Source organism: Streptomyces sp. NBC_01429, from assembly GCF_036231945.1.
In the GTDB taxonomy this organism is placed as follows: domain Bacteria; phylum Actinomycetota; class Actinomycetes; order Streptomycetales; family Streptomycetaceae; genus Streptomyces.
In genome coordinates this window covers 1,957,638-1,982,703 of the sequence record NZ_CP109599.1, presented here as the reverse complement: position 1 = coordinate 1,982,703, position 25,066 = coordinate 1,957,638, and the positions used below count along the sequence as shown (strand labels likewise).

19 protein-coding genes are annotated in these 25,066 nt (G+C 72.0%); 12 read left to right on the top strand and 7 right to left on the bottom strand.

Going from position 1 to position 25,066, the window contains the following annotated elements:
- Positions 1-28: 28 nt before the first annotated feature.
- Positions 29-1,408, bottom strand: a complete 1,380-nt coding sequence (locus tag OG627_RS08085; protein WP_329062888.1) for an aspartate aminotransferase family protein — start codon at positions 1,406-1,408, stop codon at positions 29-31.
- Positions 1,393-1,899 carry an Lrp/AsnC family transcriptional regulator gene (locus OG627_RS08080; protein WP_329072474.1) on the bottom strand — a complete coding sequence of 169 codons (507 nt, stop codon included), beginning with the start codon at positions 1,897-1,899 and terminating at the stop codon, positions 1,393-1,395. Before OG627_RS08080 ends, OG627_RS08085 begins: the two co-directional genes overlap by 16 nt.
- Before the next feature lie 217 nt (positions 1,900-2,116).
- Between OG627_RS08080 and OG627_RS08075 the strand changes: the two genes are divergently transcribed.
- A complete protein-coding gene (locus OG627_RS08075) occupies positions 2,117-3,562 on the top strand; it encodes a gamma-aminobutyraldehyde dehydrogenase (RefSeq protein WP_329062886.1) in 1,446 nt (481 codons plus the stop codon).
- A 151-nt stretch (positions 3,563-3,713) separates the two neighbouring features.
- The gene (locus OG627_RS08070) at positions 3,714-6,233 is read left to right on the top strand and encodes a SpoIIE family protein phosphatase (RefSeq protein ID WP_329062884.1); all 2,520 of its coding nucleotides are present in this window, start codon (positions 3,714-3,716) and stop codon (positions 6,231-6,233) included.
- Here OG627_RS08070 and OG627_RS08065 read toward each other — a convergent pair.
- On the bottom strand, positions 6,230-6,997 hold the full coding sequence (locus tag OG627_RS08065; RefSeq protein WP_443073432.1) for a glycerophosphodiester phosphodiesterase: 768 nt from the start codon (positions 6,995-6,997) through the stop codon (positions 6,230-6,232). The genes OG627_RS08070 and OG627_RS08065 overlap by 4 nt on opposite strands.
- Positions 6,982-8,007: an adenosine deaminase gene (locus OG627_RS08060; protein WP_329062882.1), complete on the bottom strand. Its 1,026-nt coding sequence runs from the start codon at positions 8,005-8,007 to the stop codon at positions 6,982-6,984. Before OG627_RS08060 ends, OG627_RS08065 begins: the two co-directional genes overlap by 16 nt.
- A 186-nt stretch (positions 8,008-8,193) precedes the next feature.
- Here OG627_RS08060 and OG627_RS08055 point away from each other — a divergent pair, with 186 nt between their 5' ends.
- The gene (locus OG627_RS08055; RefSeq protein ID WP_329062879.1) at positions 8,194-8,949 is read left to right on the top strand and encodes a DUF4190 domain-containing protein; all 756 of its coding nucleotides are present in this window, start codon (positions 8,194-8,196) and stop codon (positions 8,947-8,949) included.
- Here OG627_RS08055 and OG627_RS08050 read toward each other — a convergent pair.
- Complete coding sequence (locus tag OG627_RS08050; RefSeq protein WP_329062877.1) at positions 8,946-9,626, bottom strand: NADAR family protein; 681 nt, start codon at positions 9,624-9,626, stop codon at positions 8,946-8,948. The two genes, OG627_RS08055 and OG627_RS08050, sit on opposite strands and share 4 nt — an antisense overlap.
- A gap of 186 nt (positions 9,627-9,812) precedes the next feature.
- Here OG627_RS08050 and OG627_RS08045 point away from each other — a divergent pair, with 186 nt between their 5' ends.
- From OG627_RS08045 to OG627_RS08015, 7 genes are all read left to right on the top strand, one after another.
- Positions 9,813-11,351, top strand: a complete 1,539-nt coding sequence (locus tag OG627_RS08045; protein WP_329062875.1) for a gamma-aminobutyraldehyde dehydrogenase — start codon at positions 9,813-9,815, stop codon at positions 11,349-11,351.
- A 25-nt stretch (positions 11,352-11,376) separates the two neighbouring features.
- On the top strand, positions 11,377-12,645 hold the full coding sequence (locus OG627_RS08040; RefSeq protein ID WP_329062873.1) for an ABC transporter substrate-binding protein: 1,269 nt from the start codon (positions 11,377-11,379) through the stop codon (positions 12,643-12,645).
- Positions 12,646-12,729: 84 nt separating this feature from the next.
- The gene (locus tag OG627_RS08035; RefSeq protein WP_329062871.1) at positions 12,730-13,989 is read left to right on the top strand and encodes an ABC transporter ATP-binding protein; all 1,260 of its coding nucleotides are present in this window, start codon (positions 12,730-12,732) and stop codon (positions 13,987-13,989) included.
- Complete coding sequence (locus OG627_RS08030; protein WP_329062869.1) at positions 13,986-14,930, top strand: ABC transporter permease; 945 nt, start codon at positions 13,986-13,988, stop codon at positions 14,928-14,930. The genes OG627_RS08035 and OG627_RS08030 overlap by 4 nt, the downstream gene beginning before the upstream one ends.
- Positions 14,930-15,724 (top strand): ABC transporter permease, encoded by a 795-nt coding sequence (locus OG627_RS08025; protein ID WP_329062867.1) that lies wholly within the window; start codon positions 14,930-14,932, stop codon positions 15,722-15,724. The genes OG627_RS08030 and OG627_RS08025 overlap by 1 nt, the downstream gene beginning before the upstream one ends.
- Before the next feature lie 49 nt (positions 15,725-15,773).
- Positions 15,774-17,189: an NAD(P)/FAD-dependent oxidoreductase gene (locus tag OG627_RS08020; protein WP_329062865.1), complete on the top strand. Its 1,416-nt coding sequence runs from the start codon at positions 15,774-15,776 to the stop codon at positions 17,187-17,189.
- A 166-nt stretch (positions 17,190-17,355) separates the two neighbouring features.
- On the top strand, positions 17,356-17,892 hold the full coding sequence (locus OG627_RS08015; RefSeq protein ID WP_329062863.1) for a hypothetical protein: 537 nt from the start codon (positions 17,356-17,358) through the stop codon (positions 17,890-17,892).
- Here the strand turns inward: OG627_RS08015 and OG627_RS08010 are convergent.
- Both OG627_RS08010 and gabT read right to left on the bottom strand, forming a co-directional pair.
- The gene (locus OG627_RS08010; RefSeq protein WP_443073431.1) at positions 17,868-18,845 is read right to left on the bottom strand and encodes a phosphatase PAP2 family protein; all 978 of its coding nucleotides are present in this window, start codon (positions 18,843-18,845) and stop codon (positions 17,868-17,870) included. The two genes, OG627_RS08015 and OG627_RS08010, sit on opposite strands and share 25 nt — an antisense overlap.
- 226 nt (positions 18,846-19,071) lie before the next feature.
- Entirely contained in the window at positions 19,072-20,406 is a 1,335-nt protein-coding gene (gabT, locus tag OG627_RS08005) for a 4-aminobutyrate--2-oxoglutarate transaminase (RefSeq protein WP_329062859.1), read from the bottom strand.
- Positions 20,407-20,837: 431 nt separating this feature from the next.
- Between gabT and OG627_RS08000 the strand changes: the two genes are divergently transcribed.
- Positions 20,838-23,243: an ATP/GTP-binding protein gene (locus tag OG627_RS08000; RefSeq protein WP_329062857.1), complete on the top strand. Its 2,406-nt coding sequence runs from the start codon at positions 20,838-20,840 to the stop codon at positions 23,241-23,243.
- Between the two features lie 145 nt (positions 23,244-23,388).
- Positions 23,389-25,041 carry a PucR family transcriptional regulator gene (locus OG627_RS07995; RefSeq protein ID WP_329062854.1) on the top strand — a complete coding sequence of 551 codons (1,653 nt, stop codon included), beginning with the start codon at positions 23,389-23,391 and terminating at the stop codon, positions 25,039-25,041.
- Positions 25,042-25,066: the final 25 nt, after the last annotated feature.

Genomic DNA, 25,066 nt, shown 5'->3' with positions numbered 1-25,066 from the left:
CCTCGGCCGGATCAGCGCCTCGGCCGGATCAGAGCTTCGTCCACGCCTCCGTCAGGACCGAGCGCAGGATTCCCTCGATCTCGTCGAACGTCGACTGGTCGGAGATCAGCGGCGGCGCCAGCTGCACCACCGGGTCGCCCCGGTCGTCGGCGCGGCAGTACAGCCCGCTGTCGTACAGCTCCTTGGAGAGGAAGCCGTACAGGACGCGCTCGGTCTCCTCGTCCGTGAAGGTCTCCTTGGTGACCTTGTCCTTCACCAGCTCGATGCCGTAGAAGAAGCCGTTGCCCCGGACGTCGCCGACGATCGGCAGGTCGTGCAGCTTGCTCAGGGTGTCGTGGAACGCGCCCTCGTTGTCGAGGACGTGCTGGTTGAGGCCCTCGCGCTCGAAGATGTCGAGATTGGCGAGGCCGACCGCCGCCGAGACCGGGTGGCCGCCGAAGGTGTAGCCGTGCAGGAAGGTGTTGTCGCCCTGGTAGAACGGCTCGGCCAGCCGGTCGGAGATGACGCACGCGCCGATCGGGGAGTAGCCCGAGGTCATGCCCTTGGCGCAGGTGATCATGTCAGGGACGTAGCCGAACTTGTCGCACGCGAACATCGTGCCGAGCCGGCCGAAGGCGCAGATGACCTCGTCGGAGACGAGCAGCACGTCGTACTGGTCGCAGATCTCGCGCACCCGCTGGAAGTAGCCGGGCGGCGGCGGGAAGCAGCCGCCGGCGTTCTGCACCGGCTCCAGGAAGACCGCGGCGACCGTCTCGGGGCCCTCGAAGAGGATCTCCTGCTCGATCTGGTCGGCGCACCAGCGCCCGTACGCCTCGGGGTCGTCCCCGTGGATCGGCGCGCGGTAGATGTTGGTGTTGACGACCTTGTGCGCGCCCGGGACGAGCGGCTCGAAGGGGGCCTTCAGGGCGGGCAGCCCGGTGATGGACAGCGCTCCCTGCGGGGTGCCGTGGTAGGCGACGGCGCGGGAGATGACCTTGTACTTGGTCGGCTTGCCGGTCAGCTTGAAGTACTGCTTGGCGAGCTTCCAGGCGGTCTCGACGGCCTCGCCGCCACCGGTGGTGAAGAAGACCTTGTTGAGGTCGCCGGGCGCGTAGTGGGCGAGCCGCTCCGCCAGTTCGACGGCCTTCGGGTGCGCGTAGGACCACACCGGGAAGAAGGCCAGCTCCTGGCCCTGCCTGTACGCGGTCTCGGCCAGCTCGTGCCTGCCGTGGCCGGCGTTGACCACGAACAGCCCGGACAGGCCGTCCAGATAGCGCTTGCCCCGGTCGTCGTAGATGTAGGTGCCCTCGCCACGCACGATGGTGGGCACGGGCGCGTTCTCGTACGACGACATGCGGGTGAAGTGCATCCACAGGTGGTCGTACGCGGTCTTGGAGAGGTCCTTGCTCACGGCTATCGGGTTCCCCACATATAGGTCTGCTTCTTCAGCTTGAGGTAGACGAAGCTCTCGGTGGAGCGCACGCCGGGGAGCGCGCGGATCCGCTTGTTGATGACCTCCAGCAGATGGTCGTCGTCCTCACAGACGACCTCCACCATGAGGTCGAAGGAGCCCGCGGTCATCACCACGTACTCGCACTCGTCCATGGCCGCGAGCGCGTCCGCGACCGGGTCCGTGTCGCCCTCGACGTTGATCCCGACCATCGCCTGGCGCCGGAATCCGACGGTGAGCGGGTCGGTGACGGCGACGATCTGCATCACGCCCTGGTCGAGCAGCTTCTGCACGCGCTGGCGCACGGCCGCCTCGGAGAGGCCGACGGCCTTGCCGATCGCGGCGTACGGACGCCGTCCGTCCTCCTGGAGCTGCTCGATGATGGCGAGGGAGACCGAGTCGAGCGTCGGTGACGACCCGTTGCCGGTCCTCGAGTCCGGCTTGGAGTCCGGCCTCGCTTCGGGCCTGATGCCCGGCCCGGAAGGTGTTCTGGAGTCTGCGTTACGACTGGCCACGCGGTTCACTGTGCACTGCGACTCGTCCGTCCCGCAACCCTCAATCGATGAAATTCGTTGTTCAGGCGATCAAATAACACCGAATCCGAAGTTGTGGAGGGTCGGGCCTGTTGAATACGTCGACCGACCGATTAGGGTGGGTGTCTCACCCACCGGACATCTGACAGGAGGGATGGCAGTGACCACCGAGCTGCGCCGGCTGCGTAACTACATCAACGGGGAATTCCGGGACGCCGCCGACGGGCGGACCATCGAGGTGGTCAACCCGGCCACGGGCGAGGCGTACGCCACGTCCCCGCTCTCGGGTCCGGCCGACGTCGACGCCGCCATGGAGGCCGCCGCCGCGGCGTTCCCCGCCTGGCGCGACACGACCCCGGCCGAGCGCCAGAAGGCGCTGCTCAGGATCGCGGACGCCTTCGAGGAGCGCGCCGAGGACCTGATCGCCGCCGAGTCCGAGAACACCGGCAAGCCCCTGGAGCTGACCCGTACCGAAGAGATCCCGCCGATGGTGGACCAGATCCGCTTCTTCGCCGGCGCGGCCCGGATGCTCGAAGGGCGCTCGGCCGGGGAGTACATGGAGGGCCTCACCTCCATGGTCCGCCGCGAGCCGATCGGCGTCTGCGCGCAGGTCGCGCCGTGGAACTACCCGATGATGATGGGCGTGTGGAAGTTCGCGCCGGCCCTCGCCGCCGGGAACACCGTCGTCCTGAAGCCGTCGGACACCACCCCTGCCTCGACCACGCTGATGGCCGAGATCATCGGCGCGATCGTTCCCAAGGGCGTCTTCAACGTCATCTGCGGCGACCGCGACACCGGCCGGGCCATGGTCGAGCACCGCACGCCCGCGATGGCCTCCATCACCGGCTCCGTACGGGCGGGCATCGAGGTCGCCGGATCGGCGGCCAGGGACGTCAAGCGGGTCCACCTGGAGCTGGGCGGCAAGGCGCCGGTCGTCGTCTTCGAGGATGTCGATATCGCGAAGGCCGTCGAGGACATCGCGGTGGCGGGCTACTTCAACGCGGGCCAGGACTGTACGGCCGCCACCCGCGTCCTCGTCCACGAGTCGATCCACGACGAGTTCGTGACGGCGCTCGCCAAGGCGGCGGCCGACACGAAGACGGGCGCGGCCGACGACGAGGACGTGCTGTACGGCCCGCTCAACAACGCCGGCCAGCTGGCGCAGGTCTCCGGCTTCATCGAGCGGCTGCCCGCCCACGCCAAGGTCGAGGCGGGCGGCCACCGGGTCGGCGACAAGGGCTACTTCTACGCCCCGACCGTCGTCTCCGGCCTCAAGCAGGACGACGAGATCATCCAGAACGAGATCTTCGGCCCGGTCATCACCGTCCAGCCCTTCACGGACGAGGCGCAGGCCCTGGAGTACGCCAACGGGGTCGAGTTCGCGCTCGCCTCCTCGGTGTGGACCAAGGACCACGGGCGCGCGATGCGGATGTCGAAGGCGCTGGACTTCGGCTGCGTGTGGATCAACACCCACATCCCGCTGGTCGCGGAGATGCCGCACGGCGGCTTCAAGAAGTCCGGATACGGCAAGGACCTCTCGGCGTACGGCTTCGACGACTACACGCGGATCAAGCACGTGATGACGTCGCTCGACAGCTGACCGGCCGCTCGGCGGGCCGTGGAATCTCCTGTCCACGGCCCGCTTTCGCGTTCCCGGCCGCGAGCGCCACCCGCCCCCGCCTGCGTTTGTTGGTGATCGGCGATACGGGCATCCTGGTGGGTGAGGGGACCGCGAAGGCGAATCGAGAGCGATGAGCACTGGTGGCAACACTTCTCACGAGGGGCGAAGAGGCCGCCGGGAGCGGGAGTCCGCGGCCGTCGTCACCGTGGACACGCGCGGGACCGTCACCGGATGGAGCAAAGGCGCCGGATCCCTTCTCGGATACACGGCGGCGCAGGCGGTCGGCCGCCCCGCCGCCCGCCTCCTCGCCTCGGAGCCCGCCGAGACCGCGGCCGCCGTGGCGGCGCTGCGCCGCGCGGACGTGTGGCGCGGCACCGCCGCCGTACGGCACCGGGACGGCGGCCGGCTGGAACTCGGCCTGGTGGCCTGCCCGCTCCTGGACGCGGACGGCGGGACCAGAGGATTCGTGGTCACCGTCAACGCGATGGCCCAGCCGCCCGACGCCGACCCGCTGACGGTGGAGGCGACGGTCGCCCAGGCACCCGTGTCGATGTCCGCCGTCGACACCGAGGAGCGCTACATCCGGCTCAACTCCGCCGCCTGCGGGGTCCTGGGCCGCACGGAGGAGGAACTGCGCGGACGGTTCTTCAGCGACACCATCGCCATCGGCGACCACGACAGCCAGAACTTCCTGGAGCATCTGCGCCGGGTGAACAGGACCGGGAAGCCGCTGCACTACGAGAGCTACACCAACGCCCTGTCCTCGCCCCGCGTCCACGCCTGGAACATCCACATGTGGCCCGTGCGCGACGCGGACGAACAGCAGCGCGGCGTCGCCGTACTGGCCTTCGACAGCAGCGAGCAGTACTGGGCCCGACAGCGGCTGCTGCTGCTCAAGGAGGCCGGCACCGCCATCGGGACCACCCTGGACGTGGTGCGCACCGCCGAGGAACTCGCCCAGCTGGCCGTGCCCGTCCTCGGCGACTACGGAACCGTCGATCTGCTGGACTCCGTCATGCGCGGCGAGGAGCCGACCGAAGGGCCCGTCAACAACGACGTACGGCTGCGACGCGTCTCACACAAGGCCGCCGACCCGCGCATCACCACCGCCGCGGTCGAACTGGGCGGTCTTGAGACCTACCCGGAGTCCTCGCCGCCCGCCCGCTGCCTCACCACCGGCCGCCCCGCGCTCAGCAGGCTGGGCGATCCGGGGTTCACCCTGTGGATCGGGGCCAACGAGACGCGGGCCGCCATGGTCAGGGAACGGGGGGTGCACTCCCTGATGGCCATCCCGCTCCGGGCCCGGGGCATCACCCTCGGCGTCGCCGTCTTCACCCGCGCGCAGCGCGCCGAACCCTTCGAGCAGGACGACGTGGTCCTCGCCGAGGAACTGGCCAGCCGCGCCGCCGTCTGCATCGACAACGCCCGCCGCTACACCCGCGAGCACACCACGGCGCTGGCCCTGCAACGCAGCCTGCTCACCCAGCGGATGCCCGGCCAGAACGCGGTGGAGTTCGCCTCCCGCTATCTGCCCGCGGGCTCCCGCGCCGGTGTCGGCGGCGACTGGTTCGATGTCATCCCGCTCTCCGGGAACCGCGTGGCGCTCGTCGTCGGCGATGTCGTCGGCCACGGAATCCACGCCTCCGCCGCCATGGGGCGGCTGCGTACGGCCGTACGCACCCTCGCCGACGTGGACCTGCCCCCGGACGAGCTGCTCACCCACCTGGACGACCTGGTGAGCCACCTCGCCGAGGACGACGACGCGGCGGTCTCGGCCGCCGAGGCCACCGGCGAGTTCGGCGCCACCTGTCTGTACGCCGTCTACGACCCGGTCTCCCGGAGCTGCGCGATGGCCTCCGCCGGCCATCTGCCGCCCGCGGTCCGGCTGCCGGACGGCACGGTCGAGCTGTTCGGCATCGTCCCCGGGCCGCCGCTGGGCGTGGGCGCCGTGCCCTTCGAGGTCACCGAACGGGAACTGCCCGAGGGAAGCGTGCTCGCGCTGTGCACCGACGGACTGATCGTAGGCAGGGACCGTGATGTCGACGCGGGTCTCCAGCAGCTGTGCGAGGTGCTGGCCGCGCACCCGGACGGCGCGGGGACCCCGGACCCGCGGGACGGCGCCGGCCCCGGGCCGGATTCCGGCGAGCCGGGCTCGCCGGAGCCGGACTCGCTGGAGGCCCTCTGCGACCGCGTGATGTCGACGCTGCTGCCCGACCGGCCCACCGACGACGCCGCGCTCCTGGTCACCCGTACCCGCGCGCTCCACTCCGACCAGGTGGCGTCCTGGGAGCTGACCGGCGACCCGGCGCAGGTGGCCGACGCCAGGGACAACGCCTCGGCGCAGCTCGCCGCCTGGGGCCTGACGGAGGCCGCGTTCGTCACCGAACTCGTGGTGAGCGAGCTGGTCACCAACGCCATCCGGTACGGAGCCGACCCCATCCGGCTCCGGCTGATCCGCGACCGCACCCTCATCTGCGAGGTCTCCGACGGCAGCAGCACCGCCCCGCACCTGCGCCGCGCGCACGCCTTCGACGAGGGCGGACGCGGTCTGCTGCTGGTCGCCCAGCTCACCCAGAGCTGGGGCACCCGGCAGACCGCGTCCGGCAAGACCATCTGGGCGGAACAGGTCCTCACCCCGCTGGAGTTCTAGGGCGTACCGGGAACGTCCCGCGACGAGGTCAGCAGCCCGGACAGCACCTCGATCCGGTTGGTGGTGATCGAGTCGACGCCGCGCGCGATCAGCCGGCGCATACTGCGCCGGGTGTCCACCGTCCAGGCGGAGACCAGCAGCCCGTCGCGGTGGTTGCTGTCGGCCAGCTCCCGGCTGACCAGCCCGAAGCGGTAGTTGAGCCAGCGCGGCCTGACGGCGGCCAGCAGCGCCGGGCGCGGCGGGGCCAGGGTCGTCCAGGTCATCGCGATCTCGGCGGCCGGATCGGCCGCCCGCACGGCGAGCATCGTGTCCGGTCCCGCGCAGTAGTACACCCGCTCGGCGGCCCCGCACTCGCGCACCGTGCCGATGACCGTACGGACCGACTCCGCGGAGGCGCCGGGCAGATCGATCATCAGCCGGCCGGCGCTCCCGGTCGGCCCGTCCACCGGTGCGAGCGCCTCCCGCAGCGTCGGCACACCGTCCCCCGTCAGCTCGCGCACCTCGGCGTGCGTCAGCTCCGCGAGCCGCCGGTCCCGGCCCCAGAGCCGCTCCAGCGAGGCGTCGTGCAGCAGGACGGGCACGCCGTCGCGGGTCAGCCGGACATCGATCTCGACCGCGTCCGCGCCCCGCTCCCGGGCCGAGCGAACCGAGGCGAGCGTGTTCTCGCGGGCGCGGTAGGGATCGCCCCGGTGGCCCACGGCGACGACATCGCGCCCCGGGCCCCCGTGCTCCTGGCCGTCGCCCGCCACTACCGTGCGAGCCACTCGGAGGTGTACGTGTCGATCCGCGCGGCCAGCTCCTTCTTGCCCGCCGTGTCCAGGAAGGACGCCTCCACGGCGTTCTTCGCCAGGTCGGCGATCCCACGCTCGTCCAGGCCGAGCAGCCGGGCGGCGACCGCGTACTCCTGGTTGAGGTCCGTACCGAACATCGGCGGGTCGTCGCTGTTGACCGTCACCACCACACCGGCCGCGACCATCTCCTTGATCGGGTGCTGCTCCAGGTCGGCGACCGCGCGGGTGGCGATGTTGGAGGTGGGGCAGACCTCCAGCGGGACGCGGTGCTCGGCGAGATACGCCAGCAGCTCCGGGTCCCGCACGGCGCTGGTGCCGTGGCCGATGCGCTCCGCGCGCAGCTCGCGCAGCGCGTCCCAGATGGTGCCGGGCCCGGTCGTCTCCCCGGCGTGCGGCACGGAGTGCAGGCCCGCGGCGATCGCCCGGTCGAAGTACGGCTTGAACTGCGGCCGGGGCACCCCGATCTCGGGGCCGCCGAGCCCGAACGCGACCAGGCCCTCGGGACGCAGGTCCACCGCGAGCCGGGTGGTCTCCTCGGCGGCCCGCAGCCCGGCCTCGCCGGGGATGTCGAAGCACCAGCGCAGCACGACGCCCAACTCGGCCTCGGCCGCCTTGCGCGCGTCCTCGATGGCCTCCATGAACGCCTGCTCGGGGATGCCCCGGCTCGTGGAGCTGAACGGTGTGACCGTCAGCTCCGCGTAGCGGACGTTCTGCCGCGCCATGTCCCGGGCGATCTCGAACGTCAGCAGCCGGATGTCCTCCGGGGTGCGGAGCAGGTCCACGACGGAGAGGTAGACGTCGATGAAGTGCGCGAAGTCGGTGAACGTGAAGTAGTCGACGAGCGCCTCGAGGTCGGTGGGCACCTTGGAGTCCGGGTGACTGGCGGCCAGTTCGGCCACGATGCGGGGCGAGGCCGATCCGACATGGTGGACATGGAGTTCTGCCTTGGGCAGTCCCGCGATGAAGGGGTGCGGATCGGTCATCAGGATCCTCCGGGTGCTGGGGCGGGTGCCCCGATGTGCGGTGGTGGGGCTGCCGGGCGCGCGTCGGCGGGGGCGGTGCGCCCACTGCCCGCCCGGGACCGGACGGGCAGTGGTCATCGTAGGCCGGGCGGTCCGCGCCCCGGAAGCAGGCCGTAGCATGACCGGGAATCACTATGGGGGAGGACCATGTCAGACAAGAGCGAGCAGCCGTCGGGCGGCTACGAGCCGAATGATCCCTGGGCTCCGCCGGAGTACCGGGCGAAGCCGGACGGCGCGGGGGCGCAGCCGCCCCAGCCGCAGGGGCCGTCCGTGCACGACCAGCCGACGATCATGGGGATGCCGAGCGTGCTGCCGGGTTCCGGCACGGGCGCCGGTCCGGGCAGCGGATCCGCTGCCGTGCCGCCCCCGCCGCCCGCTCCCGGCGCACCGGGGGGCGCCCCGGGCGCCTACGGCTATCCCGGTGTCCCGCCCCAGCAGTCCGCCCCGGGCTTCCAGCAGCCTGCTTCGCCGTACGCCGCCGTTCCCGGCGCGGGCGCCGGTTACGGCTATCCGACGGCGCCGACTCCCGGCTATCCGGCGACCCCCGGCTATCCGGGGTACGGCCAGAGCGGCTGGCAGCAGTCCCCGGCCAACGGTATGGGCGTCGCCGCGCTGGTGCTCGGGATCATCTCCGTGGTGGGCTTCTGCTTCTGGGGTCTGAGCGTCATCCTCGGTGTCCTCGCGTTGATCTTCGGCATCATCGGCCGCCGACGGGCCGGCCGGGGCGAGGCCAACAACGGCGGCATGGCGCTGGCGGGCATCATCCTCGGCACGATCGGCGCGGTGATCGGCGCCGCCTTCCTCGCCCTGATCATCGCGGGCGTGGCGTACGGCGAGAAGAACGGAACCAGCGACAGCGAGGATCCGTTCGCCACGTCGTTCGTGGTCGGCGCCGACCGCTAACCCTTCCCCGTCCGTCCGGCCCCTGTCTCCCCGGCCCCTGCCCTCTCCGCCCTCGTCCCCGCCGTCCCGCTCCGGAGCCGCGTGCGCGCCTCCATCAGCGCGAAGCCCAGCAGATTGAGCCCGCGCCAGCGGGCGGGGTCGTGGGCGCGCTCGTCGTCCGAGGCCAAGCCGATCCCCCAGATCCGGTCCATCGGGCTGGCCTCGACGAGTATTCGTTCCCCCGTGGCCAGCAGGAACGTCCGCAGCGCGGCGTCCTGCCCGAATTTGTGGACGCTGCCCGCCACCACGATCTCGTAGCGCTCGCGCTCCCAGACGCTCTCCTCGAAGCCGCGCACCAGCCGCCCCGCCCGCTTGGCGAGAGCCGGATTCGCCGCGGTCACCGCCCGGTGCTCGGCCTCCTCGTCGCCGAAGAGCCGGGCCTTGCGCGCCATCATCCAGTGCTCCGCCGTCGCGTACTCCACACCGTCGACCGTGAACGGCGCGGGCCACCACTGGCTGAAACAGCCCGCCCCCAGCGTGCCGTCACGCCGGGGCTTGTGACCCCAGAAGTGCAGCAGCTTCACCGCCTCGCCCCGCGTGGTCCGCTCGGCCAACTCGCCGACGGCGTCCGCCCCGGCGACCGCGCCGACCACCAGGTCCGTGCCGCTCGCCCGCCCGTTCGCCCCGTTCTCCGTCATGCGGCCGAGTCTGGCACCCACCTCTGACATTCGCCCTGTCTTTCCTGCCGTCGCGCGGCCTGCGAGCGACCGAATCCGTCGCGTAACCAAAAGGCAACAACGGAATCCCTTGTTGAGGTGGGAGTGCTCTGTCAGGATCGGCACTCAATTGAACCCGGGGCAACAACCGCACCATCGGAGAGCGTCATGGGTGACCACTTCCAGATGCGCGACCGCTTCGCGAGCGGGGCGCAGTTCATCGGCGGGCGCATACGGGCCGGTACTTCGGGCCGCGCGCACACCGTGGTGAATCCGGCCACCGGCGAGGACGTCCTCGGCTACGAACTCGCGGGCCCGGACGATGTCGACGACGCCGTCGCCGCCGCGCACGCGGCCTTCCCCGGCTGGGCCGGGGCCACCCCCAGTGAGCGCTCGGACGCCCTGCACCGGTTCGCCGAGGTGCTGGCGGACCGGTCCGGGGAGTTCGCGTACGCCGAATCGCTCCAGTGCGGCAAACCGATCAAGCTCTCCACCGAGTTCGACGTCCCCGGCACCGTCGACAACGCCGCCTTCTTCGCCGGCGCCGCCCGCCGTCTCGAAGGCGTCTCCGCCGCCGAGTACAGCGGGGACCACACCTCCTACGTACGCCGCGAGCCGATCGGTGTCGTCGGCTCGATCGCGCCCTGGAACTACCCGCTCCAGATGGCCGCCTGGAAGATCCTCCCGGCGATCGCCGCAGGCAACACCATCGTGCTCAAGCCCGCCGAGATCACCCCGCTCACCTCACTGATGTTCGCCCAGGCCGCCCAGCGGGCCGGGATCCCCGACGGCGTCGTCAACATCGTCTCCGGAGCGGGCCCCGACGCCGGCGAACACCTCGTCGGCCACCCCGATGTCGTGATGACCTCCTTCACCGGCTCCACCGAGATCGGCAAGCGCGTCGCGCGGATCGCCACCGCCACCGTCAAGCGCCTCCACCTCGAACTCGGCGGCAAGGCCCCCTTCGTCGTCTTCGACGACGCCGACCTGACGGCCGCCGTCCACGGCGCGGTCGCCGGATCCCTCATCAACGCCGGTCAGGACTGCACCGCCGCCACCCGCGCCTACGTGCAACGGCCGCTGTACGACGCCTTCGTGAGCGGCGTCGCCGACCTGATGGGGACCGTACGCCTCGGTGACCCCTTCGACGACGCCACCGACCTCGGCCCGCTCATCTCGCACGCCCACCGCGACCGGGTCGCCGCGCTCGTCGACCGCGCCCGCGGCCACGCCCGGATCGTCACCGGCGGCGAGGCGCCCGGCGGCGACTGGAAGAACGGCGCCTACTACCGTCCCACGCTCATCACGGACGCCGCCCAGGACAGCGAGATCGTCCAGTCCGAGATCTTCGGCCCGGTCCTCGTCGTACTTCCCTTCGACTCCGACGACGAGGGCATCCGGCTCGCCAACGACACCCCCTACGGCCTCGCCGCCTCCGCCTGGAGCCGTGACGTCTACCGCACGGGCCGGGCCACCCGGGAGCTGCGGGCCGGCTGCGTCTGGATCAACGACCACATCCCGATCATCAGCGAGATGCCGCACGGCGGACACAAGTCCAGCGGCTTCGGCAAGGACATGTCGGCGTACTCCTTCGACGAGTACACGCAGGTCAAGCACGTGATGTACGACAACACGGCGGTGGCGGCGAAGGACTGGCACCGCACGGTCTTCGGCGACCGGCACCACCCGGCCGCCGATCCGTCCTGACCGTCCACCCGAAAGGGCACAGCGCATGGAGCAGTACGAGCCCGACCCGGAGCAGTACGAGCCCGACCGTCTCTCCGCGGCCCAGCTGGCCGCCGTACGGCGCAGCGTCACCGGCGGCCGGGGCGCCCTCACCCGCCGTTCCCTGCTGCGCGCCACCGGCGTCGGCACGCTCGCGATCGGCGGCCTCGCCGGTCTGAGCGGCTGCGGGATCCCGCCCGCGAAGCTGGCGGACGGGGGCCGGGCCTCCTCCGACCACTCGGCCGAGGAGAAGCGGGTGGTCTTCTCCAACTGGACCGAGTACATGGACGTCAGCGACGACGAGAAGCACTACCCGACGCTGGAGGCGTTCACCCGGCGCACCGGGATCAAGGTCAAGTACACGGCCGACATCAACGACAACGTCGAGTTCTTCGGCAAGATCCAGCCGCAGCTGGCCGCCGGGCAGGACACCGGCCGCGACCTGATCTGCGTCACCGACTGGCTCGCCGCCCGGATGATCCGGCTCGGCTACGCGCAGAAGCTCGATCCGTCCCACCTGCCGTACGCCTTCGCCAACCTCTCCCAGCAGTTCCGCTCGCCCGACTGGGACCCCGGCCGCGCCCACAGCTACCCGTGGACGGGGATCCCCACCGTGATCGCGTACAACTCCAGAGCCACCGGCGGACGTACCGTCGACTCCGTCTCCCAGCTGCTGGACGACCCTCAGCTCAAGGGCCGCGTCGCCTTCCTCTCCGAGATGCGCGACACCATCGGGATGACCCTCCTCGACCTCGGCAAGGACCCGGCGAAGTTCACCGACGACGACTTCGACGCGGCCGTCGCCCGGCTCCAGCAGGCCGTCGACAAGAAGCAGGTCCGCCGCTTCACCGGCAACGACTACACCGCGGACCTCGACAAGGGCGACATCGCCGCCTGCGTCGCCTGGGCCGGAGACATCGTCCAGCTCCAGCACGACAACCCCGACGTCAAGTTCACCATCCCCCGGGCCGGTTACATGCTCTCCAGCGACAACCTGCTGGTCCCGGCCAGGGCGCGGCACAAGACCAACGCCGAGCGGCTCATCGACCACTACTACCGGCCGCCGATCGCGGCCCGGCTCGCCGCGTACATCAACTACGTCTGTCCCGTCGACGGCGTACGCGCCGAACTCACGAAGATCGACAAGTCGATGGCCGACAACACGCTGATCCTCCCCGACGAGGCGATGGCCGCGGCCTCGCACGCCTTCCGCTCGCTGAGCGCCGGGGAAGAGACCGCGTACGAGCAGAAGTTCGCCAAGCTCATCGGCGCGTAGCGACCCACCGCCCCGCCGTACGCCCCGCCCGTCCACCCCTCCTCCTCCTTCTTCTCCTCCCTCTCCTCCCCGGGACCGTGATCCATGACAGAGACCACATCCACCAGCCGGGGCGGCGGCGACGTCCGCCTCACCGGGATCAGCAAGACGTACGGCACCTTCCAGGCGGTCCGCCCGCTCGAACTCACCGTGCCGCAGGGCTCCTTCTTCGCCCTGCTCGGCGCCTCGGGCTGCGGCAAGACCACCACCCTGCGGATGATCGCCGGCCTGGAGGAGCCGACCACGGGCTCGGTCCTCCTGGGCGACAAGGACGTCACCGCGCTGCCCCCGTACAAGCGCCCCGTCAACACCGTCTTCCAGAGCTACGCGCTCTTCCCGCACCTCGACATCTACGAGAACGTCGCCTTCGGACTGCGCCGGCGCGGCATCAAGTCCGTACGGCGGCAGGTCGGCGACATGCTCGACCTCGTCCAGCTCGGGGACTTCGCCCGGCGCAAGCCGCACCAGCTCTCCGGCGGCCAGCAACAGCGGGTCGCCGTGGCCCGCGCGCTCATCAACCACCCCCGGGTGCTGCTCCTCGACGAGCCGCTCGGCGCGCTCGACCTCAAGCTGCGGCGCCAGATGCAGCTGGAGCTGAAGCGCATCCAGACCGAGGTCGGCATCACCTTCATCCATGTCACCCACGACCAGGAGGAGGCCATGACGATGGCCGACACCGTCGCGGTGATGAACGCGGGCCGGGTGGAGCAGCTCGGCAGCCCCGCCGATCTCTACGAGAACCCCGACACCACCTTCGTCGCCAACTTCCTCGGCACCTCCAACCTCATCGGGACCGAGGTCGCCGGGGTCCACGGCGACGACATCGCCGTCACCGCAGGCGGCGCCACGTTCCGGCTGCCCGCCGCCCGATGTCCGGCGCCGGTGCGCGGCGGCGGCAGGCTGCTGGTCGGCGTGCGCCCCGAGAAGATCAGCCTGACCCACGCCGACGACGCGGACACCGTCCCCGAAGGGCGCAACCGCATATCCGGCCGGATCGCCGACTCCAGCTTCATCGGCGTCTCCACCCAGTACGTGATCGACGGCCCCGGCTGTCCCGGTCTTGAGGTGTACGCGCAGAACATCGAGCGCGACGGCCGCCTCGTCCCCGGCGCCGAGGTCGTCCTCCACTGGAACCCCGCGCACACCTTCGGCCTGGACGCCGGCCAGTCCGCGCAAGCCGGTACGACGGACGCCGACGGCACCACGGAAGCCGCCGGTACGAAGGACGCCGACGAGGCGAACAGGACACCGGCCGGGACAGCGGGCAAGCCGGCAGACAAGACGGTGGCCGAGGAGGCGTCGTGACCGCCACCGAGGCGCCGCCCGCCGCGCCCGCCTCCCCGCCGCCCGGGCCGCCGGATCCCCCCGTACGCAAGGCGTCCGCGCGCAAGCGGCTCGTACCGTACTGGCTGCTGCTGCCCGGCATCCTCTGGCTGCTGGTCTTCTTCGCGCTGCCGATGGTCTACCAGGCGTCGACCTCCGTACAGACCGGCTCCCTGGAAGAAGGCTTCCAGGTCACCTGGCACTTCGCGACGTACTGGGACGCGCTCCAGGAGTACTACCCGCAGTTCGTGCGCTCCCTGCTGTACGCGGGCACCGCCACGGCCCTGTGCCTGCTGCTCGGCTACCCGCTGGCGTATCTCCTCGCGTTCAAGGCGGGCCGCTGGCGCCATCTGCTGCTGGTTCTCGTCATCGCGCCCTTCTTCACCAGCTTCCTGATCCGCACGCTCGCCTGGAAGACGATCCTCGCGGACGGCGGGCCGGTCGTCGGCGTCCTGAACTCCCTGCACGTCCTCGACGTGACCAGCTGGCTCGGCTGGACCGAGGGAAGCCGCGTGCTGGCCACCCCCATGGCGGTGGTCTGCGGGCTCACCTACAACTTCCTGCCCTTCATGATCCTGCCGCTCTGCACCTCCCTGGAGCGGGTCGACGGACGGCTCCACGAGGCGGCGGGCGACCTCTACGCCCGGCCGTGGACCACCTTCCGCAAGGTGACCTTCCCGCTCTCCATGCCGGGCGTCGTCTCCGGCACACTCCTCACCTTCATCCCGGCGAGCGGCGACTACGTCAACGCCGAACTGCTCGGATCGACCGACACGAAGATGGTCGGCAGCGTCATCCAGACGCAGTTCCTGCGGGTCCTCGACTATCCGACGGCCGCCGCGCTCTCCTTCATCCTGATGGCCGTCGTCCTGGTGACGGTCACCCTCTACATCCGCCGAGCCGGGACGGAGGACCTCGTCTGATGCGCCTGCTCCGACGCAACCTCGTGGTCATCGCGGGACTGGGCACCCTCGCCTATCTGATCCTGCCGAACATCGTCGTGATGGTCTTCTCGTTCAACCGGCCGAAGGGGCGGTTCAACTACTCCTGGCAGACCTTCTCCCTGGACGCCTGGAAAGACCCCTGCGGCGCCGCCGACCTGTGCGGATCGCTGTCGCTCTCGCTGCGGATCGCGGCCTGGGCGACGCTCGGCGCCACCGTGCTCGGCACCATGATCGCGTTCGCGCTGGTCCGCTACCGGTTCCGGGCGCGCGGTGCGGTCAACTCGCTGATCTTCCTGCCGATGGCGATGCCCGAGGTGGTCATGGCCGCCTCGCTGCTGACGCTCTTCCTCAACCTCGGCGCGCGGCTCGGCTTCTGGACCGTACTCATCGCGCACATCATGTTCTGTCTCAGCTTCGTGGTGACCGCCGTCAAGGCCCGGGTCATGTCCATGGACCCACGGCTGGAGGAAGCGGCGCGCGATCTCTACGCGGGTCCGGTGCAGACCTTCGTACGGGTCACCCTGCCGATCGCCGCACCCGGCATCGCGGCCGGCGCGCTGCTCGCCTTCGCACTGTCCTTCGACGACTTCATCATCACCAACTTCAACGCCGGCTCCACCGTGACCTTCCCGATGTACGTCTGGGGATCGGCGCAGCGCGGTACACCCGTGCAGATCAACGTCATCGGCACGGCGATGTTCGCCCTCGCCGTGCTGCTGGTGGTCGGGGGCCAACTGGTCGGCAACCGGCGCAGGAAGTCCGCCGCCCGATGATCCGACTGTGTCACCGCCCGGTGATCCTCGTATGAAGGAGTGGGAAGCCATGGCCCCAGCCGCCCCGCGCGCGGTCGCCGCCGCACTCGCCGACGTCCGGCGGACCCCGTACTGGCTGGACGACCCCGGCAGGCCGGCGGCGCTGCCCGCCCTCACCGGGGACGAGCACTGCGACCTGCTCGTCGTCGGCGGCGGCTACAGCGGGCTGTGGACCGCGCTGCTCGCCAAGGAACGCGACCCGGACCGGGACGTCGTCCTGATCGAGGGGAACGAGGTGGGCTGGGCGGCTTCGGGCCGCAACGGCGGATTCTGCGCCGCCTCGCTCACCCACGGCTTCGCCAACGGGCTGGCCCGCTGGCCGGACGAGCTGGCGCGGCTGGAGGAGCTGGGCGGGCGCAACCTCGACGCCATCGAGGAGACCGTCGCGCGCTACTCCATCGACTGCGACTTCGAGCGCACCGGCGAGATCGACCTCGCCACCGAACCGCACCAGCTCGCCGAACTCCACGAGATGTACGAGCGGGCGACCGGCCTCGGCCTCACCGGCCTGGAGCTGCTGGACCGCGACGCGGTACGCGCCGAGGTCGACTCACCGACCTTCCTGGGCGGCGTCTGGGACCGGCGCGGCGTCGCCATGCTGCACCCCGCCAAGCTGGCCTGGGGGCTGAAGCGGGTCTGCGCGGATCTCGGCGTGCGGATCCACGAACACACCCGCGGCCTGGAACTGGCCCGGCACGGCGCCGCGATGGCCGTCCGTACGGAGCGCGGCAGGGTCTTCGCGCGGCAGGTGGCGCTCGGCACCAACGTCTTCCCCTCGCTGGTCAGACGCGTGCGCCCGTACACCGTCCCGGTCTACGACTACGCCCTGATGACCGAGCCGCTGACGGCCGGGCAGCTGAGCGCGATCGGCTGGCACCACCGGCAGGGACTCGCGGACAGCGCCAACCGGTTCCATTACTTCCGGATCACCGCCGACAACCGGATCCTGTGGGGCGGTTACGACGCGGTGTATCCGTTCGGCGGCCGGCTCAGCGCCGACCGGGACCACCGGCCGCGGACGTACCGCACGCTGGCCGCCCACTTCTTCCGCTGCTTCCCGCAACTGGAGGGCGTGCGCTTCAGCCACGCCTGGGGAGGCGCGATCGACACGTGCACCCGCTTCTCGGCCTTCTTCGGCACGGCGTACGGCGGCCGGGTCGCGTACGCCGCCGGGTACACCGGTCTCGGGGTCGGCGCGACCCGATTCGGCGGCGACGTGATGCTGGATCTGCTGGCGGGGGAGCGCGGTGGGCGTACGGAGCTGGAGATGGTGCGGGACAGGCCGGTACCGTTCCCGCCCGAGCCGGCCGCCTGGGCGGGCATCGCCCTCACTCAGTGGTCGCTGGCGCGCGCGGACGCCCGGGGCGGCCGTCGTAACGCCTGGCTGCGGACCCTGGACCGGCTGGGACTCGGATTCGACAGCTGAGCCGGGCCGCTCCACCGGCCCGTCCCATGGCCCGTTCCGTGGGCTGTGACCCGGATCACCGGCAGCCGGTGGGGCGAACCCGCGTCATCCTCCGGCCCCGGCGCTGTCCCCCTTGTGGACGGACCGTCCAACAAGGACGGTCCCCTACCGGGAGGAGGCCGGGCGGATGAGCGGCTCGGGGGAGAAGAACGCGGTGGAGTGGCTGGTATCGGTGGCGCCGGAGCCCGACGCCTGCCGCCGGGAATGGGAGCGAGACCCGCTCGGGGTGGCTCTCCTTCCCGCAGGCAGGCGCTGGGACGTGCTGATCCTGCCGGGGGAGCTGGGCTATCCGACCCTGGACGTGCTGACCAGGCTGGTCGACCGGCCGGGACCGGTGCTGGTCGGCTTCGGCGACGCGCGGATGGGTTTCTTCGTACCGCCGGACACGGTGGCCCGCTGGCTCGGTACGGGGGTGCGCGGCGCCGGGAGCGGCACCTGGATCGTCGTCCCGTACCCGGGGCGGGGGAGCGGCGGGGTGCGCTGGCTGATCCCGCCGGACGGCTCGGGGACGCTCACCGATCCGGTGCTGCTGGAGCTGGCGATGCACGAGGCGGCGGCGGGGATGGCGCGGGGAGGCGCGGGTACGGGCGCGGGTCGTGACCGCGACGGTAGGAAGGGCGACGGCCAGGAGGGCGACGGTCAGGGCGACGGGGGGCGGGGCTGACGGCTCTCGGTGGGCGGTTCCGGCCGATCCGACCGGCCGGGCCGCCGGGCCGGGGGCTCCGTCGCGCGCCCCTGAACCGGCCCCTGAACCGGCCCCTGAACCGGTTCCTGGACCCGCTCCCGAAGCCGGTCCAGAACCCGCGTCAGTACGAGCAGGAGCATCCCGCACAGCAGCACACTTCCCAGCACGTCCAGCGGCCAGTGGTAGCCGCGCAGGACGAGTCCGGTGCCCGTCGCCAGGGTGAGCACGACGGCGACGGGCACGGTCGCGCGCCGGCCCGCGTACGGGGTGAGCAGCAGCGCGGCGCCGCCGTACGCGACCATCGCCGTGGCCGTGTGCCCGGACGGGTAGTAGCCGGTCGCGTCGGTGAGCGGTCCCTGCCGGTCGATCCACAGCTTGAGCGGGACGACCAGGGCGGGGACCGCCGCCATCGTGACGCCGACCGCCAGCACCCGGCCCGCCTCGCCCCGCCCGCCGCGCCGGATCACGTAGCCGATCACCACGGCCAGTACGGGCAGCGCGACCGGCATACCGCCGAGGTCGGCGAGGAACTCCGTCAGCGGCTCGGGCCCGCGACCGGCGAGCGCGCGGCCGAGCCGTTCGTCCGCGGCGCGCGGCGGCCCGCCGGCCGTGGCCTGCCAGGTGACGAGTGCGAAGAGGACCGCGCACAGCGCGAAGGCCGCCGAGCGGGCGGGGGATCCCAGGGCCGAGCCGAGGGAGGAGAGGGAAAGAGAAAACGGCCGCCCGGGAACAGGGGGGGGAGTTCCGGGGCGGCCGTTCGGACCGGTGTGCCGCACGCCCCGGGGGGTTTGGGGCGGGCGGCCATCCGATCGGTGAGGAGATCCGGAGCCAGAGGCTCCAGTGGTGTGCGCGAAGGCACGACCAAAGCGGCGCTGGGGATGCCCCGCCTCGGCGTCGCCCGCAGTTCCCTGCGAGCGGGGTGTATCTCTCATCTGGGAAAACCGTACGTTAGGGGCGCGGGCTCCGACAGCCACAACGGCCTCCCGCCATGGCCCTCGCACACCTTCTTCACAGGCCCTGACGGCTGTGACGGCGGGGTTCACCGTTGCGGCCGTCCGCCCGGCCGGCGGCGCCGCTGTTCAGAGGGTGTGCGGGGGCGTACGCGGGCGTACTGCGTCCGCTCGGCCTTCGTTCGGCGTCCGTTCGGAGGGCGGTGCGTCAGAGGGCGGCGAACGCCTGCTCGATGATGTCGAGGCCCTCGTTCAGCAGGTCCTCGCCGATCACCAGGGGCGGCAGGAAGCGCAGCACATTGCCGTACGTACCGCAGGTGAGGACGAGCAGCCCCGCCGCGTGGCAGGACTTGGCGAGCGCGGCGGTCGCCTCCGGCGCGGGCTCCTTGGTGTCCCGGTCCTTCACCAGTTCGACGGCGATCATCGCGCCCCGGCCCCGGATGTCGCCGATGACGTCGTACTTCTCGGCGAGGGCGGCCAGCCGGCCCTTCATGACCGTCTCGATGCGGCGCGCCTTGCCGACGAGATCCAGCTCCTTCATCGTCTCGATGGAGCCGAGCGCGGCGGCGCAGGCCACCGGGTTCCCGCCGTACGTACCGCCGAGCCCGCCCGAGTGCGCGGCGTCCATGATCTCGGCGCGGCCGGTGACGGCGGCGAGCGGCAGACCGCCGGCGATGCCCTTCGCGGTGGTGATCAGGTCGGGGACGACGTTCTCGTCCTCGCAGGCGAACCACTGGCCGGTACGGCAGAAGCCGGACTGGATCTCGTCCGCCACGAACACGATCCCGTTGTCCTTGGCGAACCGCGCCAGCGCGGGCAGGAAGCCCTTGGCCGGCTCGATGAAGCCGCCCTCGCCGAGCACCGGCTCGATGACGATCGCGGCGACGTTCCCGGCGCCGATCTGCTTGCTGATCTGGTCGATGGCCTGGGCGGACGCCTCGGCGCCGCAGTTCTCGGCGCCGGTCGGCCAGCGGTAGCCGTAGGCGACCGGCACCCGGTAGATCTCCGGCGCGAACGGCCCGAAGCCGTTCTTGTACGGCATGTTCTTGGCGGTCAGCGCCATGGTGAGGTTGGTACGGCCGTGGTAGCCGTGGTCGAAGACCACGACCGCCTGGCGCTTGGTGTACGACCTGGCGATCTTCACGGCGTTCTCGACGGCCTCGGCGCCCGAGTTGAAGAGGGCGGACTTCTTCGCGTGGTCGCCCGGCGTCAGCTCGGCGAGCCGCTCGCAGACCTCGACGTACCCCTCGTACGGCGTGACCATGAAACAGGTGTGGGTGAAATCCGCCAGCTGGGCGGAGGCCCGGCGCACCACGGCCTCGGCGCTGGCGCCGACCGAGGTCACGGCGATACCGGAACCGAAGTCGATCAGCCGGTTCCCGTCCACGTCCTCGACGATCCCGCCGTCCGCGCGGGCGGCGAAGACCGGCAGCACGGACCCCACCCCGCCGGCGACCACGGCGGTACGGCGGGCCTGCAGCTCCAGCGACTTGGGTCCGGGGATGGGGGTGACGATGCGGCGCTCCTGCGGAACAGTGGTCATGAGGGGCTCCTGGGGGTCTCTGGGTATCTGTGAGATCTGCGGGATCTGTGGTTTGCGGGATCTGCGGGGTCTGCGGGGTCTGTGGGATCTGTGGTCTGGGGGTCCGGTACGAGGGGGAACGCCTCCGGGAGGGTTGCCGGGGGAGTCACCGGGGGTAGCGGGACTTTCTCCGGCTTCCTTTGGCTTTCCTCGCAGGCTAGGGGGGAGCGGGGGAGACGGGCATGCGCCGTTCGGGAGTGGTGTGCGCGTGTCGTTGTCCGCGACGGACATAGCGGCCGGGGGAGGGCGCGCGGGCCGCGGGTACGGTCCGCGCGGGTGCGGGAGGAGCGCGGGAGGCAGCCGGCCGGTGAGCTACCCGCTGAATGGCTTGCGGGGGCACTAGATTGACGGGTGCACAGGGCGGAGAAGACGGCTCAGGGGGCAGGGTTTTCATGGACACCGACGGCACACACGACGCACCGACCACACCCACCCCGCCACCCCCACGCTCCGCCCCACCCCGACCGGAGCCGCCGCGCCCCGCGTACGCCCCGCCCCGCCCGCCGCACGCGCCCCCCGGCGCCCCGTCGGCCGAGGCCGTGGCCCCCGCCTCCTCGCTCGACGACTGGCTGCGCACCCCGAGGCGTGGAGACGCCCCCGGTGTCTGGCGCTACGGCCATGTCCCGAGGCCGCCGGAGAAGCCCTACGGGGTGCCCAATCGCGCGCTGGTCGTCGGACTGCTGATCTCCCTGCTCTCCGGGACGCTCGTCTGGACGCTGTGGCGGCACGGCTACATCCCGTACCGGCTCGTTCCGCTGAAACTTTTCACCCCGCGCGACTGGTGGTTCGCCGGCAGCTTCGGTGGTCCCCGGACGCGGGAGGCGGAGCGGGCGGTCACCGTCTACGAGGCCCTCCTCTTCGGGCTGCTCGTCTACACCTGTGCCCGGCTCGGGAACTGGGCCGAGCTGTTCCAGCGCCATGTCGCGCGGCGTGGGCAGCCCTTCCTCGGCGTCGCCTCGGCGGTCGCCGGGGCCCTGGTACTGATGCTCGTCTGGAGGGACGCGCTGCCCGTCGCCCGGCCGGTGCTGATCGTCGTGGCCTGGATCGCGGGCGGTGAGCTGTTCCAGAGCCAGGGTGTCGTGAACGTGATCTACGTGCTCATCAGCGTGGGCGTGCTGTGGCCCTTCGCCCGCCTGGGCCAGTGGCGCGCGCTCGCGGCACGGTACGCGGGCGGCGGGCCGGGCCGCGCACCGGCCGGAGCCGGGTCCGCGCCGGCCCGACCGGCCGCCGCCTCCCCCGCCGACTGGCCGGAGCTGCGGGCGGCCGGAGAGTCGGACGCCGCCGACACCCTGACGGCCGAAGCACGCGCCGGCGGGATGAACGACGTGGACGTCGCACGGCTGCGCCACGCGTGGTCCGTGGCCAGGACCGAGCCGGGACGGGTCGGCCCCTTCACCGACGCCGTGCTGCGCCGGGGAGCAGCCGCCTGCCCGCACCCCTCCGGCGACCGGGATCTGCCGGGGCGCACCGCACCGCACGATCTGCTCACCGGGCAGGTCCGTATCGGCCGTTGCGCGGACGACCCGCACAACCCCTACGAGCGCCGCGGCTCCGGTGTGGCCCTGGACCCCGCGCTCCTCGGCACCTCGCTGCTGGCCGTCGGGCCGCCCGGCGCAGGCAAGTCCGGCCGGCTGGTCCGGCCCGTGGTGGAGTCCCTCGCCCTCCGTGCGCTCGCCGGGCAGTGCTCCGTGGTCACCGTCTGCGCCGCCGGCACACCGCTCGGCCCCGACCAGGCGTACGACGTCGTCGTCAGGATCGGTGACCCCGCCTCCCGCCACGACTTCGATCTGTACGGGGGCACGACCGACCCCGACGAGGCGGCAGCCCTGCTCGCGGAGGGCCTGGCCGGGGACATCCCCACCCTCGACAGCCGCCGGGCGGCCTCCGCGCTCGCCCAGCTGCTCGGCCCGTACCGCGCCGCCCACGGGCACTTCCCGCCGGTGCCCGCGCTCCGGGAGCTGCTCGACGGCGTGCCGTCCGCGCTCACCCGGCTGCGCGACGCGCTCGACCCGAGCGAGCACCACGCGCTGCTCCGTGAACTCGACGCGCGCGCCCGGCAGGCGGGGAGCGCGGGCGACCCGGGGCCCTTGCTCACCGACCGGCTCGCCCTGCTCGACCGGCCCGCCTTCGCGCAGTTCTTCGCCACCGGGCCGGAGGCGCGCCCGTTCTCGCTGCGCTCCGTGGAACAACTGCCCGTACGGGTACGGATCGACCTGCCGGAACGCGGCCACGCGGAGGCGTCCCGGCTGCTCGCCCGGCTCGTCCTCGCCCAGTTCACCGCCGTCGCGGCGGCCCGCGCGGACCGTTCGCTCTTCATCTGCCTGGTCCTCGACGACGCCACCCACACCCTCACCCCCGAGACGGTCCGGGGCGTGCGGCGACTGCGCTCGGTGAACGCGGGCGCGGTCCTCGCGCTGCGCACCATCGACGACGTCGCGGAAGGACTGCACACCCCGCTGCTCGGCGCGGTCGGCTGCTGCATGGCCTTCTCGGGCGTCACCACCTGGGACGGCAAGCGCTTCGCCGAAGTGTGGGGCAAGGAATGGGTCGAGACCCGGGAGGTCGCCCAGCACACCGTCTTCGCCGACCAGCCCTTCACCCGGGCCGTCCACGCGCTACGCAAACTCGTCACGGGCAAGGCCGTGACGACGGACGCCGTGACCGTACGGCAGGTCGAACGGGAACGGTGGTCGGCCTCCGAGCTGGCGTACTCCGTACCCGCGGGCCACGCAGTCCTCTCCCTTCGCACCGTCGCAGGGGAGCACGCCCCGCCGCTGCTGGTGGATCTGCGGAGCTGAACCGGGTCCGGGGCCCGCGTCCGGCCCCCGGCCCCCGGGTCCCGCCGGCGCTTGTGCGCGAGCGGGGTCCGTACAAGATGGCAGAATTGGGGGACGCCGTTCATACGGGACGTCGTAATTCTTCCGAAGGCCCTACGGTTCGACCATGCCGCCCACCCTCGCCTCACTCGTCCAGCACTCCGCGCTCAACCTCACCGTGCGCGCCGGGGAGGACCGGCTGCGGACGCCGGTGCGCTGGGTGCACGCGAGTGAGCTGGTCGATCCCGTGCCGTACATGGAGGGCGGCGAGCTGCTGCTCATCACGGCGACCACGCTGGACGCCGAGGACCCCGAGGCGATGCGGCGCTACGTACGGCGGCTGACCGGCGCCGGGGTGGTCGGGATCGGGTTCGCGGTGGGGGTGAATTACGAGGACGTGCCCGAGGCGCTCGTCGCCGCGGCGCGCGAGGCGGGGCTGCCGCTGTTGGGGGTGCCCCGGCGCACGCCGTTCCTCGCGATCAGCAAGGCAGTGTCGGCGGCCATCGCCGCCGACCAGTACCGCGCGGTGACCGCCGGCTTCGAGGTCCAGCGCGAGCTGACCCGCGCCGCCCTCGCCGACGGGCCCGCCGCCCTGCTGGCCCGGCTCGCCGCCCACGTGGACGGCTGGGCCGCCCTGTACGACGCGTCGGGCGCCGTCGTCGCCGCCGCGCCGGACTGGGCCGCGCGCCGCGCTGCCCGGCTGACCGCCGAGGTGCGGCGGCTGCGCGAGCGGCCCGCGCCCGCCAGCGCGGTGGTCGGCGCCGGCGCCGCGTCCGACACCAGCCCGGACTCCGAAGCGGATACCGACACCGACACCGACACGGACACCGGCGGCGACACGGGCGCCGAGGACCGCGTCGAACTCCAGTCCCTCGGCACCGGCAGACGCGTGCGCGGCGCGCTCGCGGTCGGCACCGGCGCCGCCCTGGGCACCACGGAGCGGTACGCCGTGCACTCCGCCATAGCGCTCCTGACCCTCACGACCGAGCGCTCCCGCACCTTGCAGGCCGCGGAGCAGCGCCTGGGCGCCGCCGTCCTGCGCATGCTGCTCTCCGGCCAGCCCGACCACGCGCGCGCCGTCGCGGGTGATCTCTACGGCGAGCTGCTGGACGCCCCCTTCCGGCTGCTGATCGCCGAGGCCACGACGGGATCCGCCGCACCCGACGCGCCCGACCACCCGCTCCACGTCCTCGCCGAGGAACTGGAGGCGGCGGCCGCGCGTGCGGGCGAGTCGGTCCTCGCCGTCCCGGACGGCGACGAGCGGCTCGCCGTACTCGCGGCCGACGGCGGAGCCGTCGTCACCGCCTGCGAGGCGTACGCCCTCCGCGAGTCCGACGAGGCGGGCGTCGTCATCGGCCTCTCGGCGACCACCGGCCCCATCGCGACGGCCGGCGCCTACAAACAGGCCGAACAGGCGCTCTCCGTGGCCCGCCGGCGCGGCCGGGCGCTGGTCGAGCACGAGGAACTGGCGACCGGCTCCATCCTGCCCCTCCTCGCCGACGACGCCGTACGCGCCTTCGCCGACGGCATGCTCCGCGCCCTGCGCGAACACGACGCCAAGGGCCGCGGCGACCTGGTGGCCTCGCTGCGCGCCTGGCTCTCCCACCACGGCCAGTGGGACGCGGCGGCGGCCGACCTCGGAGTCCACCGCCATACGCTGCGCTACCGCATGCGCAGGGTGGAAGAGATCCTCGGCCGCTCCCTGGACGACGCGGACGTACGGATGGAGCTGTGGCTCGCCCTGAAGACAACGGCGTCGGGCCCACCGGCCACCCCCTGAGCGCCCGACGACCAATGCCTGACCG